Here is a 19,463-nt window from a genome sequence, read left to right as displayed (position 1 = left end):
AGTGACCGCGACTTAGCCCATGAGGGATGGGTACGGCCTGGCCGCGCCCGTCAAAAACCGAGTACTAACCGATTGTGGGGGAAGAAGAGAACGCGAACCGACCGTGGCCCACGAATCGACTATCGGAGCGACCAACCAGCGGCGGCCGGCGTTTCGGCTCCGACGGCTTGCCCATGAGTCGCTTCCCATGCCTCGGCGATTGCGACGAGCCGCTCGACTTCCGTGTCGGCGACCATCACGCAATCGTAGGTGGCGCTGTCATGCCAGGACACAACCCGACAGCATCCCAGCACGGCGGTCTGGTAGGATCGGGCCGCCGTGTGGACGTCGGGTCCCATCCTCTCGGGAAGAGAGGCCGTCGGAATCACGAAAACCGAGAGCTCTTCATCATGTCCCGCCTGGCCCCCCACCAGAGTGAATTCCAGGTGCGCCATGTGGCCCGATTGCCAGGGAACGACACACGAGGCACGGACGATCAGATTCGGAGGCAGGTAGGGCGGCAGGTTCTCTGCGACGGCCGGATCCATGTGCTCGGCGAGAAACCGCTTGGCCGCAGCAAAATCCGTGGTTTCGAGCCCGTCTTCCTCCACCGGGATCAAATCATGATGATACCCGCCCAACGTGAACCAACCGCTGCGTCCACCCCGATAGTGCTGGGCCAGCCATCCTGAGCCGAGACCGAGACCGAGAACGACCGCCGCGGCCACTGCGAAACGCCACATCAGGGGGAAAAAGCCGCCGGCTTCGCGGCGGGCGTCGATCGGCGGGGCCCCGGCCACAGGAGGGGCGTTCCCCTCCTGCTCGATCCTCCGCAGAAGCTGTTCCTTGAACTCGGCCCGGGCCTGGGGACGGGGGGCACGGCGAACGACAAACTCGTGGAACAGCCGCTCGATCTCGAAACGCGACAGGCAGGGACGGCACACGTCCAGGTGAGTGGCGATCGCCTCACGATCGGAGGCACCCAACTCCCCGTCGATGTACTCGTAGAGCTTGGCCAGTGCCGCCCGACAGTCGACCTGAGTGCCCACGTTCCTACCTCTCTCCACCCGGTTGCCGGTGCGATGGTGAACCCGGAACTCAGCTCCCGTTCACCCGCTTCGACCCACCCTGCCACTCAACCGCCGCGCCGTGGGCTTGTTCCCGATTCTCACGAGAATACGCGTTTCCGACCGCAACTCCCGTAGTCGCTCTTTGAGCCGCCCGTTCTCCACGGTGCCCGGTCCGGTCCATGACAATGCGAAACCAGTCACAAACTTCGATACACTTTCTCCCGGACGCGAGTCGCCGTTACGCCGGTCCGACCACTCCCGCCTGCCGCGCCCGTTCCCAGAGCGCCTTCTGCAGCAGTTTCCGTCCGCGAAACAGACGCGACTTCACCGTTCCCATCGGCACATCCAGAGCCGCGGCGATCTCCTCGTACGACAAGCCTTCCACGAACGCCATCACCACGACGATACGAAAGTCCTCCGGCAAGTCATCGATGGCCTGCTCGATGTCCGAACCCAGGAGTCGATCGAACAGGTTCTTCTCGGGGCTCTGCCCCAACGCCGCCCCGCCGTCGACCATGCGGCTGTAAAGCTGGAATTCTCCGGCTTCATCGTACTCCACCTGCGTGGGAGCCTTGGATTCCTTGCGGTAGCGGTTGATGAACAGATTGGTCAGGATCTTGAACAACCAGGCCCGAAGGTTGGACCCTTCCTCGAAACGATCGAAATAGCGGTAGGCTTTCAGGCATGTGTCTTGCACGAGATCTTCGGCGTCCGCGGCGTTTCTCGTCATCCGCAATGCCGTGCGATACAGCGAATCCAACTGGCCTTTGACCAGTCGTTCGAACTGGGTGCGATCACCCAAGCGGCACCTGCCCGGCAGGCGAGCCCGCTATCGCTCCCGTCTGGTCAACATCAACGTGAGATTTATGTTCCACGGTTTGCGCCGTCTCCGCGTGAGTGTCAATCGCCAACACCGACATACCCCCCCGGCAAGGTTATCAAAAACCACAGACCCGGGCCAAGTGAAATCCGGCACGGAAAAAGCCCGTGAATCCCGGAAGCTCTGCCGCCCGATAAGAGATGCGGTGGGGATCACTACTATTAGTTGACTAATACGAATGGTCCGACCCCAAATATGGTATGCCGGCCCATCGATCGGGTTCCTTCGGGTATCTGCTGATGGACCGCTGTCTCACACCAGATCCAAACATCACCCGATCCATGACCCATAATGTATACACTTCATCAATGCGGTTGGAGTCCGCGCAGGAAGGGGTTCAATCGCCGCTCCACCGCCACGGTCGTCGATGCACCGTGGCCGGGATGCAGACAGGTCTGATCCGGGAGTGTCAGGATCGCCGACTCCAGTGATGCCAGGATCGCCTCGTAGTCTCCTCCCGGCAGATCGGTCCGGCCGATCGATCCGGCGAAGATCAGATCACCGCAGAACACGTCCTGCCCGACCCGGAATATGCAATGCCCCGGTGTATGCCCCGGCGTGTGCACGACGTCGATCTGGAGCGCCCCGAGCGGAATCCGGCCACCGTCGTGCAGGGCGACGTCGACCGTCGGCACTCGCGCCTCCGATATCCCGAACAGCGCCGCATACTCGACGATTCCCGGCAGATGCATCGCTTCGTCGGGATGCAAATGGAGCTTCGCGCCGAGCGCTTCCTTCACCGCCTGCGCCGCCGCGATATGATCCACATGCGCATGCGTGTTGAGGATCATCCCGACCTTCAGCCCCAGACGCTCCACCGTCGAGACAATCCGCGCCGACTCATCGCCGGGATCGATGACGATCCCCTCGCCGGCCTTGTCATCGCCGACGATGTAGCAGTTCTCCTGCAGGGGACCAACAACGATCTTCTCGATGATCATAGTCATTCGCATCATCAGGCGGGGAGGATAACGGCCGTATTCATCCGTATGGTAAACAAGGGGCTCAAGCCCCTTGTTTACCGACTCCTGATGCCGTGACCCGCTCGTAGGGCGGGCTCTGCCCGCCGAGCCCCTACCGCGAGAACTCGTCGATCAGGTACGCCGCCGTCTTGATCCCCTGGTGGAAGTCCGACCCCTCCTGTCACCCTGAGCGAAGGCCCGTCCGCTTTGGCGGACGGGCCGAAGTCGAAGGGTCTGCTTTGTCTCTCTACCGCGAGAACTCATCGACCAAGTACGCCGCCGTCTTGATCCCCCGATGGAAATCGTCCAGCGAGAATTTCTCATTCGGCGAATGCAGATTGTCATCCGGCAACCCATACCCGACCAAGAGCGCGGCAACACCGAGCTTGTCCTGGAATGTCTCGGTCACGGGGATCGAGCCGCCTTCGCGCATCAGCACCGACTTGCCGCCGAATCCCTTCTCCAACGCCGAGCGCGCCTTGGCCAGGGCAGGAGAATCATTGGGCACGATCACCGGCTTGGCGCGGCCGTGGTTTTCGATCCGCACCTGCACCCCAGGCGGACACAGCGACCGAATGTACTTCTCAAAGAGGTCGCGGATCTTCACTGGGTTCATGTTCGGCACCAGGCGCATCGAGATCTTCGCCGAGGCCTCCGACGGGATGATCGTCTTGGCGCCGACGCCCTGATACCCCGACTTGATCCCATTGACATCGCAAGTCGGCCGGGCCCACATCCGCTCGACGACGGTGAACCCCTTTTCTCCGGGCAACTCCTTTACATCGAGCCGCGCCTTCAAGCTCGCTTCGTCGAATGGCAGACGGGCCAACTCGGCGCGCTCCGCCGGCTTCAACTCGACCACGTCATCATAGAATCCGGGAATGGCGACCTTGCCGGTCGCCGGGTCGTGCAACTTCGCGATGATCTGCCCCAGCACATTGCCGGGATTGGCGACGCCGCCGCCATACTGCCCGGAATGCAGGTCCATCTTCGGACCGCGCAGGAACACTTCCATGTAACAGATCCCGCGCAGCCCATAGGTGATCGCCGGATACCCCTTCGCAAATTGCGCCGTGTCGGAGATGATGATCTGATCGCACTTCAAGAGCGGGACATTATCGGCGATGAATTTGTCCAGATTCGTCGCCGACGCCTCTTCCTCCCCTTCGATCAGGAACTTCACATTGACCGGCGGCTTCCCGGATGTCTGGAAGAATGCCTCCACGCCGAGGACGTTGGCCAGGAACTGCCCCTTGTCGTCGGAGGAGCCGCGCGCATGGACGTTGCCGTCGCGGATCGTCGGCTCAAAAGGCGGCGTGGTCCACAGATCCAACGGATCGGGGGGCTGCACGTCGTAGTGGCCATAGAACAGGATCGTCGGCTTCCCCGGCTGACCCAGCCACTCGCCATACACCAGCGGATGGCCGCCGGTGTCGACCAGCCGCGCCGTGCATCCCATGGAAATGAGCTTTGTCTTCGTCCATTCGGCGGCGGCACGAATCCCGTCCTTGTACGCCGGATCGGCCGACACCGAAGGCATTCGCAACAGCGCGAACAGTTCCTCCTGGTATCGCTTCTTGTTTGCATCGATGTGCGCCACGACCTTGTCCATGATCTCACCCCTTGCCGGTTTGATTCGCTCTAACTTCTATGCTGTGAGGACAAGGGGCTTCCGCCCCTTGCTCACCCTGCAAACCTCAATCTCGTTACCATCGCGGACAGGGGGCTTTCAGCCCCCTGATGGCGGGCGAAGCCCGCCCTACATTTCACCACGCGGACAAGGGGCTTCCGCCCCTTGCGCTTCCCTCACATGACAACTTCCCGACCGAGCGCCATCTACCCCCGCTCCGTCAGCACCACCCCGATGATAACCAACACACCCCCGACAATCAACTGCCCTCCGATTTTCTCTCCCAAGAGCCAGAACGACAAGAGCGCGGTGATCACCGGCTGCAGGTTGTTGAACACCGAGACCTTCGTCGCTTCCAATCGTTCCAGTGCCCAGAACCAGATCGTGTAGCAAATCACCGACGTCGCAATGGCGATGTACAGAAGCGACAGCCAGCCGCGCGTCGAGATCGACCCGGCATCGAATCCGCCCAGCGTGAACAGGCCGATCGGCACGAAGAAGACGGTCCCCGCCACCAGTGACATTGCCGTGACATGCACGGCCCCGTACCGCTCGCAGAGCGGCTTGCCCAGCACGGTGTAGAGCGCCCAGGCCACCACCGCCACGAGGATGAGCAGATCGCCCAGCCACGCCTTGCTCGACCACTCCAGCCCGCGCTGCGCAATCACCACAATGACACCGGCGAATGTGACCGGCACGCCAATCTTCTTGAGCAGCGTCGGGCGCTCACCGAGAAGCGGAATCGCCATGAGGAAGACCAGCACCGGCGTGGCGCCATAGAGCAACGCCGCATGTGTCGGCGAAGTGAACTTCAAGCCGTAGAGAAAGAACGCCTGATTGACCACGACCGCCAGGAATCCGAGAAGCGCGATCGACTTCCAGTCGCGGCGCGCGATGGGTTTACGCTGCGGCCACAGCCGATGGATGATGTACAGACCGCCGGCGGCGATCACGAAGCGCAGAAAAGCCAGCGTCAGTGGTGGGAACTCCAACAGCGCCCACTTCGCCGCCAGGAAGGTCCCCGAGGCGATGATCTGCTCAACAATCAGAATCGTGTAGAGCCAACGCAGCCGCATCATGGTGTGTCCGACATCCTGTCGCCCCCCCTCTAACTCCCCCCGTCAACAGGGGGAGGACCCGTCGCCTTCCCCCCGTTGACGCAACACTCCGCACCGGGCTCTGCCCCCTCCCCGTTGACGGGGAGGGCCGGGGAGGGGGTTCAAGCAGAATTGCTCCCCAGCAACAAGACCCCGTATATTGAGGTCAATCACTGGAGATTCAATCGATTTGTGGGACAATCCATGAGGGACGTATGAAGATTGACTTCACCAACCGCCTCGTGCTGATCACCGGCGCCTCACGCGGCATCGGCCGTGCCGCCGCGCTGCTCTTCGCCGAGCATGGCGCCGACCTGGCGCTCAACTGGCATGAACACAAGGACGCGGTCGATTCGCTTATGACGGAGCTGAAATCGTACCCGGTCCGCGCCCGCGCCTATCAGGCCGACGTCGCCCACGAGGCGGCAGTGAACCGCATGACCAAAGCGGTCGTCGACGATTTCGGACGGCTCGATGTGCTGGTGAACAATGCCGGCATCTGGAAGGAAGCGCCGATTGCCACGATCACTTCCGACCAGCTTGCGGAGATGATCGACATCAATCTCAAGAGTATGTTCTATTGCACCCGCGCCGCCACGCCGCACCTCGCCCGACAGGGCGGCTCGATCATCAACATCTCCTCGACCGCCGGCCAGCGCGGCGAGGCCTACCATTCGCACTATGCCTCGACAAAGGGCGCGATGATCTCCTTCACCAAGTCGCTGGCGACCGAACTGGTGAATGAGAGAATCCGTGTCAACTGTGTCGCTCCCGGCTGGGTGGCCACCGACATGTCGCAGGAGGCGCTTGCCTCCCCCGATGCCCCGATCTACCTGCGCGAAATCCCGATGCGCCGTCCCGCCCAAGCCGAAGAAATCGCCGGCGCCATCGTCTTTCTCGCCTCCGACTGGGCCAGCTTCATCACCGGCGAAATCCTCAACGTCAACGGCGGCGCCGTCCTGTGCGGGTGAGAATCCGCAGCGCCCGCGCCGAGGAAGCCGCATAGCGGGCGCGCTTCGACAGTGATTGGGATGCCTGCCGGGCGGGGACGCGGTTGCTGCTGCCTCGCTGGCGATGGGGCCGATCTGGATGAGGATTACGCGGTCGGTTGAATCAATTCTTGGAGCGACTTCCGGTCAAGTCGCGAAATGGGCCATATGGCCACCCGTCGGGAGAGTGCGGACTTGCGATTTGCGGGTGTATCAAGTTGCCGGCGGGCAAGGTCGTAATCCTGATCCTGACACACGATGACTGCCTTGATGTCGAGATTGGGAGCCGCAACAAACAGATTCTGGAACCGCGCCATTGCATGCGCGAGTGTCCCCATGCTGATCACTATCTCGAGACCCGCAACCAGCACGTTCTCTCTGAGAATGAGCAGATCGATCTCCTTCAAGATTCGGAAGACGTTCGGCGGCAGACCCAAATCCACGCCCTTGAGGGCAACACTCAACGCGCGGAGACTTTCGTCCTTTCTACGTTCTGTTTCGCCGATCTGAACCGCCAAACCAATCTCCGCAGCGGCATCGGCCACGAAGCGAATGATGTCCGTATGCCCGGTCAACTGCGGCGCGTCGAAGAGCCGACCCTGTCGTGCTTTGGCCAACTCCCGCTCCATTTGCGGGAGCACCTGGGGTTTCCACTCGAAGAAGTCTCGCTTCTCCCCCTTGACCTTGACTTTGCGGCAGCAGCGCTGGACGACCGCCTCGATTGTCTGCATCTGCGGGCGGTGTGAATTCACCAACCTGGAGTAGATCTCGATCAACAGATCGTCCAACCGGGCACGCTTCTTCTCAAGGAGATACTCGTGAATGATGACCTCAGTCTGGTGCTGAGCCGGCACATAGTCCATCGTCTTCAGCGGTCTGGCGTCGGCGTCGACCATTGACGGCGTGTACCACTTCTTCTCGGACTTGACGAAGGAAAACTCCGCATTGAAGAGGATTCGAAAATCGAATTTCGCCAGCCGGGCCAAGAGCCCCTGCTGGGAAAGGAACGGGATCAACCCTGTCATCAATGTGGTCTCGTCCGCACCGCCGTGGAATTCAATCAGCTTTCGCGCCTCTGTGATCAGCGCATCTTGCTCGCTGGTGCTCAACGTATCGCGCAGTTCTCCCAAAGCCGCCGTCCCATCCTTGGGTTCAAAGGACAGGATAAAGTCACCGAGCATTGACCCCGCGCGTTTCTGATGAATGGTCTGCGTGTAGTTTTCGATCGGCGGCTGGTAGACCATGCCGCGGTTCGCGGATACGTCGTCAGGCGGGAGCCGGAATCCGGCGCGGATGGCCGCCCGATTCAACGCCATCCAGACACCGATATCACGATTGTGAAATGTCATCACCATCCAGCCGTCCGGCTTCAGCACCCGCCGACACTCGGTGAAGATCCTGTGCAGCATTTCTTCATAGAATGTGCGATCCTTCGCACCCTCAAAACACGAGTGGCGGGTTTCAATCGCCTCGTGCTTCGTGTCGATGATCCCCTTCAATCCCAGTTGCTCCTTTAGCCAGACGAGATAGAAGTCGCTGAGCTCCGCATACTGCACGTTGCCGCCAAAGGGGGGATCGGTGATGATGGCGTCAACCGAATGATCCGGAATCGGCAACTTGTGGGACGAACGCGTCAGTAGCCAACAGGTCATCGCCTCTTGAAGCTCGGTGAACCGCGAACGATCGTTTCCGATCCGAGCAAAATCGCCGATTGTCTCCTCCTGCTCTTCCTTCCCCGCCAATAGCGCCTTGAAGCGCTTGCGGATCGGTTCCAGCGGGCTTGCCTCAAGATATGTGTAGGCCGGCCAGTACACGTGTCCCGCCCATTCAAGCGGCTTGTCGCCGCGCCAGGCTTCGCTCCGAATTACCATCTTGTTGGTGAAGCGCAGCGACGCCGAAAAGACATGGAAAAGGTGGTCGCGGACGGCAGCGGTCATTCGCGTCGCCGTCAGCCATTTCTTCAACCGGGCATTGGCGATCAGATTCCTGGCCGTGAAGTAGTCGCTGAACTTCAGGAATCCCTTGGCAAAGAGATTGTTCTCTCGAACAGAATTGGCGTCCGGAAACGGATCGTCGGGGATCTTCAGCCGTTCCTGCTTCACGATTGCATCGAACTCACGCGCAAACCGCGCCGCCCGGCGTGTGTCAGGCAGCTCGGCATTGCGAAGCTCGCGTCGCTCGCAGTGCGGACAATGGACAAGGACCGACAGCATACGATCTGCCCGTCGCTCGGCCTTATCTGCGGTGACCCGCGTCTTGCACTTGCCACATTCATACACACCGCCGCGCACCTTCTTTGCCGATCCCAGCACTATTCGTGCATGACAATCGGGGCAGATCACGACATTGGACCATTCGAACCATTCTGCACGTCCCGACTTCCCGCAATGCCCGCAGCGCGCGGCATACATCGGGCCGATCTCCTTCTCCATCCATTCGGCCCATCGCTCGAATACCTCAATCAGTGCCTCCCGATCCGCCGGTGAGACCTCCATCTTGGTAACCCATGTCGCCAAGGGGTTTAGGTCGACGCCGATCACTCGGCGCCGCAACTTCAACGCTTCGACGACAGTGACTCCACCGCCGCAGAAGGGGTCCAGTATGAGGTCACCGGGACTAGTGTAATGCTGGATCAACTTGGCGAAAACGTTGTGCGGCCGTCGGGCATAGTAGCGGTGCATCTTGTAAATCGGAGTGTGAGAAAGCGCCAGGACCGGGGATGCCAGCGGGGCAACCGGTTTCTTCTTGGCCGGCTCCCGGCCTCGTTGCCGGTCGATCTCCTCTTGGACCGACCCAGTGTTGTTGACGAGCTTCAGGCGCGGCTTGGCGATCATGGCACACGAAAGGCAGAATGGTGTCTACACATCCAAATTCCGCACATACTTCGCGTTCGCCTCGATGAAGCGGCGGCGCGGCTCGACCTCGTCGCCCATCAGCATCGTGAAGACATGATCGGCCTCGGTGGCGTCTTCCATGGAGACCTGCAGGAGGGTGCGCGTCTCCGGGTCCATCGTCGTCTTCCAGAGCTGCTCCGGGTTCATCTCGCCCAGGCCTTTGTAGCGCTGCAGGCCGACGCCGATTCCCTTCTCGCCGCCGAGTTCGCGCACCAAGCGATCCTTCTCATCATCGGAGTAGGCGTACACTTCCTTGGTCGCCTTCTTCACGCGGAATAGCGGCGGCTGCGCGATATACACCCGTCCCTGCTCGACCAGCTCTTTCATGTGGCGGAAGAAGAAGGTCAGAAGCAGCGTGCGGATGTGTGACCCATCGATGTCGGCATCGGTCATGATGATGATCTTGCCATAGCGCGACTTGGTCGGATCGAACGATTCGCCGAACCCGGCGCCGAGCGCGGTGATCATCGTGCGGATTTCTTCATTGGACAGAATCCGATCCACGCGCGCCTTCTCGACATTGAGGATTTTCCCCTTCAGCGGCAGGATCGCCTGGAATTTCCGGTCGCGTCCCTGTTTGGCATTCCCGCCCGCCGAGTCGCCCTCGACGATGAAGATCTCGCACGACTCCGGATCATCGAGCGCGCAGTCGGCCAGCTTCCCCGGTAATCCACCCGATTCCAGAGCGGTCTTACGACGGGTCAAATCGCGCGCCTTGCGCGCCGCCTCACGCGCCTGTCCGGCGGTGATGATCTTCTCGACGATCTTGCGCGCCGTCGGCGGATTCTCCTCGAAGAACTCCGACAGCGCCTCGCCGACCGCCGACTCGACAATCCCCTTCACTTCCGAATTGCCGAGCTTGGTCTTGGTCTGCCCCTCAAATTGCGGATCGGGGACCTTGACCGCGATCACCGCGGTCAGCCCCTCGCGCGTGTCCTCGCCCTGAATCGTGAAGGTGACGTTCTTGAGCAGGTTGTTCTTGGTGGCGTAGTTGTTGATCGAACGAGTCAACGCCGTCTTGAACCCGACCAGGTGCGTGCCTCCCTCGATCGTGGGAATGTTATTCACGAAGCTGAATATGTTCTCCTGATAGCCATCGTTGTACTGCAAGGCCACGTCGATCTGCACATCCTCGCGGGTCCGCTCGACCACCACCGGCTTCTTGAACAACGGCTGCTTGTTCTCGTTCAGATACTCCACAAACGCCGCCAACCCGCCGGTGTAATGAAAGACCAGCTTGCGGTCGGTCGTTTCCTCGGAGAGCTCGATTTTGATGCCGCGGTTCAGATAGGCCAGCTCGCGTAGACGCGCCGCCAGCACATCGAACGCAAACGCGGTCTTCTTGAACACCTCCGGATCGGGCTTGAAGGTGGTGCGCGTCCCGGTCTGTTTGGTCTTGCCGCCCTTCTCGACCGCGCCGGTCGGCTCGCCGCGCACATACGATTGCCGGTGGATCACGCCGTCGCGGAACACCTCCACCGTGCACTCGCTCGACAGCGCATTGACCACCGAGACGCCGACGCCATGCAACCCGCCCGACACCTTGTAGGTCTGGTGGTCGAACTTGCCGCCGGCGTGCAGCATCGTCATCACGACTTCCAGCGCCGGCTTCTTCTGGGTGGGATGCATGTCGACCGGAATGCCGCGCCCGTTGTCGGTGACCTCGACCGATCCATCGCGCTTGAGCACGACCTGAATCCGGTCGCAGAACCCGGCCATCGCCTCGTCGATCGAGTTGTCGACCACCTCGTGCACGAGGTGGTGCAATCCGCGCGGGCCGACATCGCCGATGTACATCGCCGGCCGGCGACGCACCGCCTCCAGCCCCTTGAGGACCTGGATGTCCTTGGCCTCGTAGCCGACCGTCGCCGCTGCGTTCGGTGTCTCAACTATCTCCGTCATCGAATGCCTTCCTTGCGTCAAGCGTTGCTACGGATGTCGGTGGTCTTCATAAGACAGCAGATGCTTCGCTTCGCTCAGCATGACATGCGTTTAGTGCGAGGCTGTATCCATGACAAACCCCGCCACTGGGACGCGCAGCACCGCCGTCATTCCGAGCGCAGCGAGGAATCTGCTTTTCGTCTCGCGATCTCCGGTCCGGTGAATAGAATCTCCCTGACGATCGTCTCATCCTCCCCGACATCCCGGTTCAACTTCGCGACAATCGCCTCCCTCTGGTACAACAATTCTTGCCGCCAGGCGGGCTCATCGACCGAGACAATCAGTCGGCCCGCTTCCAGTTTGGCAACGTGAGTGTGCGCCGCGATCTCCGGTCCCACCACCTCGGCCCAGCGTGTCTCGACCGACGCTTCCTTGACACGTCGCGCGACGCCCAAGGCCGCGAGACGTTGCCTGAGAATCGTGCCAATCGCCGTCGGTTTGCCCACGCCAACCCCTCCGAACGCCGCCAAGGCAGTCGGCCTAACTCTATAAGTTACAAAGAGATTCTGCCGACGGCAAGGTCAATTACCCCGCCGGCGGCCCGGTAAGTGTTTATACTACAACGGATTAACGGGCGACGGGGTGATTCCGACCGCCCCGTCTCAATCTGCCAGACGTAACGGCATCACCAGACAAAGGTACTTGTCCTTCTGGGCCTCATCGGCCGAATGAACCAGCGCTGCGGCAATCGATGTGGAAAAACGGAAAACCACTTCGCCCGGGTCGAAGTTCTTCAGCATGTCCAAGATGTAATGCGCATTGTACCCGATCTCGAGATCATCCCCTTCGTAGTGACAGGCGACCGTCTCCCGCGCTTCGCCACCCACATCCTGATTGGTGGCGGACAGCTCGATCCCGGCCGCCGACAGGGAGAAGCGTACCTGGCGCGTGAGCGTGTTCGAGAGCACGGCCACCCGTCGCACTGCCGCCGCCAAGGTCCCGGCATCGACCCGCAACAGCTTGTCGTTCTCCTTCGGAATCACCTGCATGTAATTCGGATACGGTCCCTCGATCAATCGCGAAGTGATCACGATGTCGCCGACGCGGAAGACAATGTTCTTCTCGCCAAACAGAACGATGACCTCACTGTCATTCTCCCCCACCATCTTCACCACGAGCGACAATGCCTTGGGCGGCAGAATGAGCTCATCTTTCAGCCCCGACAGGCGGTTGGCAGATGCAGTGACCCGCGCCAGACGGTGCCCATCGGTCGCCACCATGTGCATCACATCTCCCGCCGCATGCCACAGAACGCCATTCAGCGCCGGACGGGTTTCATCGCTGGAGACCGCGTATGCCGTGCGTTGCACCATCGCGCGCAGTTCATCCGTCGGTATGGCGACACCACCCCCGGCCGGGAGCCCGGGGAGACGCGGAAACTCATCGGCCGAGAGCCCGCTCATGCGATAGACACCGTGCGCGGATTTGATCTCCATGCGGTTGTTTGTGACCGTGAGGTGGATGTCCTCGTCCGCCAGCTCACGCACCATCTCTGCCAGCGTTCGCGCCGGCACCGTTGTCACACCCGGCTTCGCCACACGGGCCGGCACATGGCCGGTGATCGACATATCCAGGTCGGTGGCCGCCAGAGATAGACGCTCACCCTCTGCATTCAGAAGAACATTCCCCAAAATCGGCAATGTCGTCCGCGTGGAGATCACCGAGAGAACAGCCTGCAGTTTCTCCGCCAGTTCATCCCGTTTGACTGTGAATTTCATTGGTCTGGACCTCCTCGACCGCATCTCCAGAGAAGAACCCACAGCGGAAGAGCAGTAGAGTCATTCTCTTTCAAAATAGAGTAATAGCCATCATGCTGTTGAAGATGGGGAAATGACGGACAGCAACCTCGTATTGCGTTCTCAGTCATTAGAATCTGGGTTTCCTCTGCATGTGGATGAGCGTGTGGGTCTGCAAAGACAACGTGAAAATTCCAGCCCTGGAGACGTAGGGTATCCCTATTCTCCAACCGTCGTCAACAGAATTCTCCCGTGCTCCTGTGTGCACCTTCTGCTGCTTGCCACCTGTACGTGGAGGGACGAGGGTGATACGCGGCCGCGGCGCTCATGCGTTGGTCGCAGCGCCATGCAAGGCCGTGATCGCGTGGTCGACGCGGAGCTTCAACTCCGCGTCGGTCTTCAGGGCGTCCCGGATCACGTTCACACCATGGATGACCGTCGAATGGTCGCGGCCACCGTACTCGGCTCCGATCGCTTTCAGGGACATGCTGGTTAGGGTTCGCGCCAGATACATGGCCACCTGGCGCGCCATGGCGACGTCTTGAGTCCGCCGCTTGGAGGAGAGCACTGGCTCCTCGACGCCGAAGGAGGCGGCCACGACGCCGTTGATTGCCTTGATTGTGATCGGCTTGCGTGCCGGTGAGAGCGTGTCGCGCAGCACTGTCTGCGCCGTCTCCAGGGTAACCGGCGTCCCGCTCAGGGAACTGACCGCCAGGAGGTGTACCAAAGCCCCCTCCAGCTCACGAATGTTGGCTTGGGCAAAGCGGGCCACATGGGTCAGGACATCCGGCGGCAGGATGATGTCTTCCCCCTCCAACTTCTTCTGCAGGATCGCCATGCGCGTTTCAAAATCGGGCGGGCGGATGTCCGCCGCCAACCCCCATTGAAAGCGCGATAAGAGGCGTTCCTCCAGCCCCTTGATGTCGCGCGGCGCCCGGTCCGCCGTCAGGACGATCTGGCGCGCGTTCTGGTGCAGCGTGTTGAACGTGTGGAAGAACTGCTCTTGGGTGGACTCCTTTCCGGCGAAGAACTGAATGTCGTCGATCAGGAGTACGTCGACCGAACGGTAGCGCGTGACAAACGCCGATGTCGTCCGCCGCGACAGCGAATCAATGAAGTCGTTGGTGAACTTCTCCGAGGTTACATAGAGGACGCTGGCTCCGGGGCAATTCTCCAGCACGGCGTTGCCGATCGCCTGCGCGAGGTGTGTCTTACCAAGACCCACGGAGCCGTAGATGCAGAGCGGGTTGTAACGCGTCCGACCCGGCATCTCGGAGACGGCCAAGGCGGCCGCATGGGCCAACTGATTGGATTGCCCGACAACGAAACTCTCAAAGTTGAATCGCGGATTGAGCTGGGCTGTGGTTCTCGCCTCGACAATTGCCCGTTCCGCCGCGGCGCGATCCAAGTACTGTGTGCGCAACTCCGAATCGTCCCCGTCGGTCGACACCGGGTGACCGGGAGACTCCGCCGACCCGTCGCCGTTCCCGTTGGGACGGATCTCCAGCCGGTGACGTCGTGTGGCCCCGGTGACCTTGGCCAGCGTTTCATCGATCAGACCGCTGTAGCGTTTGCGGACCCAATCGGCGACGAATCGATTCGGCAGCGCTATGGCGGCAGTGTCGCCTTCAATTTCAATGAGTTCAGAACACGCCAGCCAGGTGTAGAAGTTCTCGGTGCCGATCTGGTTTTCAATGTGCCCCAAGCACTCCTTCCAGATCGCTGCATTCTCTATTCCCATCGCGAGCTCCCGTCAGTGAGGTCACAACGCCGACACGTTAGGCCGTGAAATGAAGACGTGCGCCATCCCGCTTGCCCACACCCTTGTCCACATGGGCAAAGCACGGATAACATTAAGAACGGTCACATGTTAGAGCGACAGGGCTTCTGGCTTGTCAACGACCTATCCACATGAAGACCGATCACGTACTCCGTTGTCTCACAAAGCAATCCGACCCATCCCCGAAGTTGCCAACATTATCATAACGCATTACGGTACAACAAGTTCTACCGACGGATGGTGTTGCGCGCCGGGTTCCAAGTCAAGCAGTTTCACGCCGTTGCCGAGTGACTCGATCTTCCCGGTTACTGATCAATGCCTTGCACCGATGAGAATCTACTTTAACAGAACGAGACACCTGCCATGGGAAGGAGGGTCAGCAGCCGGTGTGAATTGTGCCTGTGTGATTTCCGATTGAGGTGTAATCGCTTACGTACTCTGTTTTGAGACGAGACCAAATCGCCCAACCGCATGCTCCTCGTAGGAAGTTCTCTCTGCGAAGATGTACTGCTTGATCGAGCCCTGATTCTACCCCCTCTATATGTCCCGCCCCCGGGGCAATCACCCCCGCAGTGGGGATGATGTGGCTCCCCGCTCACATTGAGCACACGAACAACATCTCGCCTTGAACCAGGTCGAAACGGAGGCGTCGACCAACGGAAACGAGACGGGTAAGTTCCCTCGCAGGTTGCTGAAAAACCCAAGAAATGCGGATCTGTCCGACCATTGTCACCCCGAGTCCGCCTTTGGCGGACGAGGGATGTGCTGTTTCTACCTATGAAACCGACAGCAGATTTCCATCCGCCTGTGGCGGGCCAGCCCCGCCCAACAGCGGCGGGACTCAGAATGACATGGATTGGCCTTTTTCAGCAGCCTGCCAGGGAGACCTTCAGATCACGGCTCTTGGGCCGAGCCGCCTTGGACCGGCAGCCGTTCCCTGTAGTAGATGTCGCCGCCCAGCTCAAAGCAGTCGAAATCGCGCGGGCCGGCTTTGATGGCGATGGGAAAGCTCTCGACGTAGGGGAAGAAATGGAGGTGGAGATTCAGCGTCTCCCGATAGGGTCGTTCCCGGGGTACCACCACGATGACCAAATGGCGCGCGACGCGACGCAGTTCCGCCATCGCCAAATCGAGGTCCCGGACATGCTCCAGCGTGTGGGTCGAGACGACTGCATCGAAGGACTTGTCGGCAAAGGGCAGGGCGCCGACATCCGCCTGTTCAAAGCGGACTTGGGGGTACTTGGCCGCCAGGCCCGGCTGCAGGAAAATGTCCGCCCCGGCAACGTGCGGAACGACCTGGGCGATCTGCCCGACCAGGAAGCCACGTCCGCAACCGGCATCCAGAACACTTTGATAGGGACGAACATCGGCCAAGATCTGCCGCACACATGCTTCATTAGAGTCGGTCGGCCGGCGCATGGCACTGGGCAACTTGATACCGGCATAGACCCGCGCGAAGTCCTCCGAAGTCATCTTCACCGCATCGGCCTTGAAGTGCGCATATGTTCGCCAATTCCTGCCGAAGTACAGCCGCATCAAGGGATTGATGAACCACTTCCGGTCCCGGATCATCGCCGGCAGAAAGTTCTCCAGTACCCAGCGGATGGCATTGTTGAGTTCGCGGTTCATCGCAGGGCTTGTCCGCCTCGGGCGGGCCGGCGGACGATAAAACATCGCTTGCTGGAAGTCCACCATCGCCCTCCCCGGTCGCAAAGAAATGGCCCCGGTGGGGCCGAAGAACATAGCCCGCGGCGTCAGCCGCGGCGGGAGTTACGGCAGTCCCAGCGCCTTGCGGAAGCGGGGATCATCCTTGAGGGAATCGAATCGCGGATCGGCGGCGATGTACGCCGGCGCATACACTTTGGCGGATTGGACTTTTTGGATCGATTCCAGGGCGCCATCGGCATTTCCCACGGCCGCATGGGCGACGGCGGCGGAATAGGTGCGCAACGTAGGATCGATGGTCTTCTTGCCGACCTTCCCCAGTCGGTCCAACTCTGCCGCTGGATCGGTCAACTCGCCGAGCAGGCAGCGTGTCAGCAAAACGCGGTAGGCAACGTCGAGATCGGCCGAGTCGCTCTGCAATCTCTCCCGGTCCAGTTTCAGGCCGGTGCGAAACGCCTTTTCGGCCTGCCTATCCTTTCCATTCAGACGGTAGGCCCAGCCGAGAAAATGGAGCAGTTCGGGGTTGTTGCTCTCCTCGGCGGCGTCCTTGATGTGTTTGATGGCCAAGTCGAGTTGGCGGTTCCAGAGCTCGATGATCCCGCTCCAACCGACGAAGAGCGGCGTCTTCGGCTTCAGTTCGATCGCTCTCTGGATTTGCTGGAATGCCTGGGCCGAGTCGCCGCGGGCGAGCGCGAATCGGGCCGCGAACCAACGCAGATGGGCGGCGGCGGGGCCCAGTTCGAGCGCCTTGCCGAGGAGGCGTTCGGCGTCACGCGTTCTCCCCGCCCAGCCGGCGATCATCGCCCGCCACCAGTAGGGCTCGGGATACGACGGCAAAAGCTCGATGGCGCGCCGGAATTCCCGGTCCGCTTCATCCGGCCGCGTGTCCATGTAGAGGTTCAAGCCCAATAGATAATGCGGTTTCGGATCGAGGGGGCGTAGTCCCACGGCTCGTCGCGCCATCAGCACCGCGGCGGGGTAATCGCCGCGCAACTGGTTCAACGTGGCACGCTCGAGACAGTACTCCGGTGATGTCGTATCGATGGCGGCGCTGCGGTCGAGGATCTTGGCGGCCTCCGCCAGCCATTTCGGGTCGGTGTCGATCCACCAGTCGACACGCTGCAGGTATGTGGCCGCCAGGCCGATCGAGGCGAGGACAAAGGAACCGTCCAGAGACATCGCCTTCCGGAACATCTTCTCGGCCTGGGCATTGTCTTCCTTCGAACGCGCGTCGAGGAATTGCCGTCCCTTCAGGTAGTAATCATACGCGTCCATATTGGCGGTCGGCACACGCGTCATTTGCGCCTGCTCCGTCGCATTGATCTGCACTGCCAGGGCCGCCGCCACCGAATCGGCGATCTCCGTCTGCACCGCGAAGATGTCCGTTGCGGGTCGATCGAAGCGCTGTGCCCAAACGGTCCGGGCGCTGTCGACCCGGTGCAACTGCACGGTCATGCGAAGCTGCTTGTTCTCGCGCCGCACCGATCCTTCCAAGAGGTAGTCCGCTTTCAGGTTCTTTCCCATCTCGCCGACGCTCAGCGACTTTCCCCGGAATCGTGCCACATCGAGACGCGACAGCACACGCAGGTTGCGCAGGTTGGACAAGTCGATGATGATGTCCTCGGTCATACCGGCGGCGAAGAAATCCTCGGTCTTGTCTCCACTGAGGTTCTCCATATACAAGACCGCCACGACCGGAATCGTCGGCGCTCTGACCTCTGTGGCCGTGGCCACCGTGTCGGGCTCGCTGCCCGTCGTGGTCGAATCCTCCGTTGATGCCACTTCCGGAACGGTTTCCGGTTTCGGGGCGATCGATTTCATCACCGCCAGTGCCGCCACCACAATCACGACAGCGGCGGCAATGCCGATCCACAGGCCGCGAGATTTCTTCTTCACATGCGGTGTCGCCGGTGGTTGAGCCGGGGACTTCGGCGCGACAGCAGCCGCTGGTTCGGGAGTCATCTCCGGGGCGGGGATGGCGATCTCCGTTTTGGGGATCTCGCTCCCCAAAGCCCTCAGGTCGCTCTGCAGCTCCGCCATGCCTTGGTAGCGTTCGGCGACATTCTTGGCCAGCGCCCGCTCCACGATCTTCTGCAGCGCGGGCGGCACATCCGGCCGCAATTCGGCCAACGGCGGAAACGCCTCATGGAGGATGGAGTAGATCACCACCGCCTCGTGGTCGGCGAAAAACGGCGGGCGCCCGGCGAGCATCTCATAGAGAATGGCGCCCAAGGACCAGATGTCGGTGCGGTGATCGACCACCTCGGAGCGCGCCTGTTCTGGCGACATGTAGGCCGCCGTGCCGATCGTGCTCCCGGTCCGCGTCACCTTCTTGGAGATCCCCGATTTGGCCAACCCGAAGTCGCAGACCTTGGCGATGCCGTCGGTGGTGATCAGGATGTTGGCGGGCTTGATGTCGCGGTGATGATCCCCTTTTCGTGGGCCCGTCCCAACCCGGCGGCGACCTGCGCGGCGATGTCGACCGCCTCGCCGATCGGCAACGGCCCCTCGTGGATCTTCTCCTTCAAGCTCGGGCCGTCGATGAACGCCATCGCGATGAAGTGATGGCCGTCGGCCTCGTTGATCTCATGGATCGTACAGATGTTGGGATGATCCAGGGACGCGGCGGCCTGGGCCTCATTCAGAAACCGAATCCGATCTTCCTCGCTGTCGATGGCATAGGGCGGCAGGAACTTCAGCGCCACGATCCGTCCCAGCTTGGTGTCCTCCGCCTTGTAAACCACCCCCATGCCGCCGGCGGCGATCCGTCCGAGAATCTTGTAGTGGGCGATTGTCTGACCGATCATGCGGTAATAATACCAAATCAGGGGGATGTCTTC

At 61.0% G+C, this 19,463-nt stretch carries 12 protein-coding genes and 1 pseudogene; 1 reads left to right on the top strand and 12 read right to left on the bottom strand.

All coding sequences use genetic code 11. The annotated features are described in order from the left end of the window. Window positions 1-119: 119 nt before the first annotated feature. The 5 genes from AB1792_05540 to AB1792_05520 all read right to left on the bottom strand — a co-directional run bounded on the left by AB1792_05540 (window position 120) and on the right by AB1792_05520 (window position 5,600). Entirely contained in the window at window positions 120-1,028 is a 909-nt protein-coding gene (locus tag AB1792_05540) for a zf-HC2 domain-containing protein (protein ID MEW5701674.1), read from the bottom strand. Window positions 1,029-1,287: 259 nt separating this feature from the next. After that, the gene (locus AB1792_05535) at window positions 1,288-1,851 is read right to left on the bottom strand and encodes a sigma-70 family RNA polymerase sigma factor (GenBank protein ID MEW5701673.1); all 564 of its coding nucleotides are present in this window, start codon (window positions 1,849-1,851) and stop codon (window positions 1,288-1,290) included. Between the two features lie 383 nt (window positions 1,852-2,234). Further along, window positions 2,235-2,876, bottom strand: a complete 642-nt coding sequence (locus AB1792_05530; GenBank protein MEW5701672.1) for an MBL fold metallo-hydrolase — start codon at window positions 2,874-2,876, stop codon at window positions 2,235-2,237. A 262-nt stretch (window positions 2,877-3,138) separates the two neighbouring features. Continuing rightward, window positions 3,139-4,503: a dipeptidase gene (locus AB1792_05525; protein MEW5701671.1), complete on the bottom strand. Its 1,365-nt coding sequence runs from the start codon at window positions 4,501-4,503 to the stop codon at window positions 3,139-3,141. Window positions 4,504-4,727: 224 nt separating this feature from the next. Next, window positions 4,728-5,600 carry a DMT family transporter gene (locus AB1792_05520; protein ID MEW5701670.1) on the bottom strand — a complete coding sequence of 291 codons (873 nt, stop codon included), beginning with the start codon at window positions 5,598-5,600 and terminating at the stop codon, window positions 4,728-4,730. A gap of 233 nt (window positions 5,601-5,833) precedes the next feature. On the opposite strand from AB1792_05520, the gene AB1792_05515 reads away from it, so the two are divergent. Next, window positions 5,834-6,589 (top strand): SDR family NAD(P)-dependent oxidoreductase, encoded by a 756-nt coding sequence (locus AB1792_05515; GenBank protein MEW5701669.1) that lies wholly within the window; start codon window positions 5,834-5,836, stop codon window positions 6,587-6,589. Between the two features lie 125 nt (window positions 6,590-6,714). Here AB1792_05515 and AB1792_05510 read toward each other — a convergent pair whose 3' ends face one another. The 7 genes and pseudogenes from AB1792_05510 to AB1792_05480 form a co-directional block, all read right to left on the bottom strand. Beyond that, complete coding sequence (locus AB1792_05510) at window positions 6,715-9,441, bottom strand: DNA methyltransferase (protein ID MEW5701668.1); 2,727 nt, start codon at window positions 9,439-9,441, stop codon at window positions 6,715-6,717. A gap of 24 nt (window positions 9,442-9,465) precedes the next feature. After that, window positions 9,466-11,403: a DNA topoisomerase (ATP-hydrolyzing) subunit B gene (gene gyrB / locus AB1792_05505; protein MEW5701667.1), complete on the bottom strand. Its 1,938-nt coding sequence runs from the start codon at window positions 11,401-11,403 to the stop codon at window positions 9,466-9,468. 146 nt (window positions 11,404-11,549) lie between these two features. Next, a complete protein-coding gene (locus tag AB1792_05500) occupies window positions 11,550-11,888 on the bottom strand; it encodes a DUF721 domain-containing protein (protein MEW5701666.1) in 339 nt (112 codons plus the stop codon). A 156-nt stretch (window positions 11,889-12,044) separates the two neighbouring features. Further along, on the bottom strand, window positions 12,045-13,160 hold the full coding sequence (dnaN, locus tag AB1792_05495) for a DNA polymerase III subunit beta (protein MEW5701665.1): 1,116 nt from the start codon (window positions 13,158-13,160) through the stop codon (window positions 12,045-12,047). 343 nt (window positions 13,161-13,503) lie between these two features. Beyond that, window positions 13,504-14,919 carry a chromosomal replication initiator protein DnaA gene (gene dnaA, locus AB1792_05490; protein ID MEW5701664.1) on the bottom strand — a complete coding sequence of 472 codons (1,416 nt, stop codon included), beginning with the start codon at window positions 14,917-14,919 and terminating at the stop codon, window positions 13,504-13,506. A gap of 933 nt (window positions 14,920-15,852) precedes the next feature. Beyond that, window positions 15,853-16,587, bottom strand: a complete 735-nt coding sequence (locus AB1792_05485) for a class I SAM-dependent methyltransferase (GenBank protein ID MEW5701663.1) — start codon at window positions 16,585-16,587, stop codon at window positions 15,853-15,855. Window positions 16,588-16,728: 141 nt separating this feature from the next. Beyond that, a pseudogene (locus tag AB1792_05480) lies at window positions 16,729-19,430 on the bottom strand (protein kinase). Between the last annotated feature and the right edge of the window lie 33 nt (window positions 19,431-19,463).

Source organism: Candidatus Zixiibacteriota bacterium, from assembly GCA_040752595.1.
Lineage (GTDB): Bacteria > Zixibacteria > MSB-5A5 > WJJR01 > WJJR01 > JACQFV01.
The sequence above is the reverse complement of the archived record's forward strand: the minus strand, read 5'-3'. Positions and strand labels throughout refer to the sequence as shown.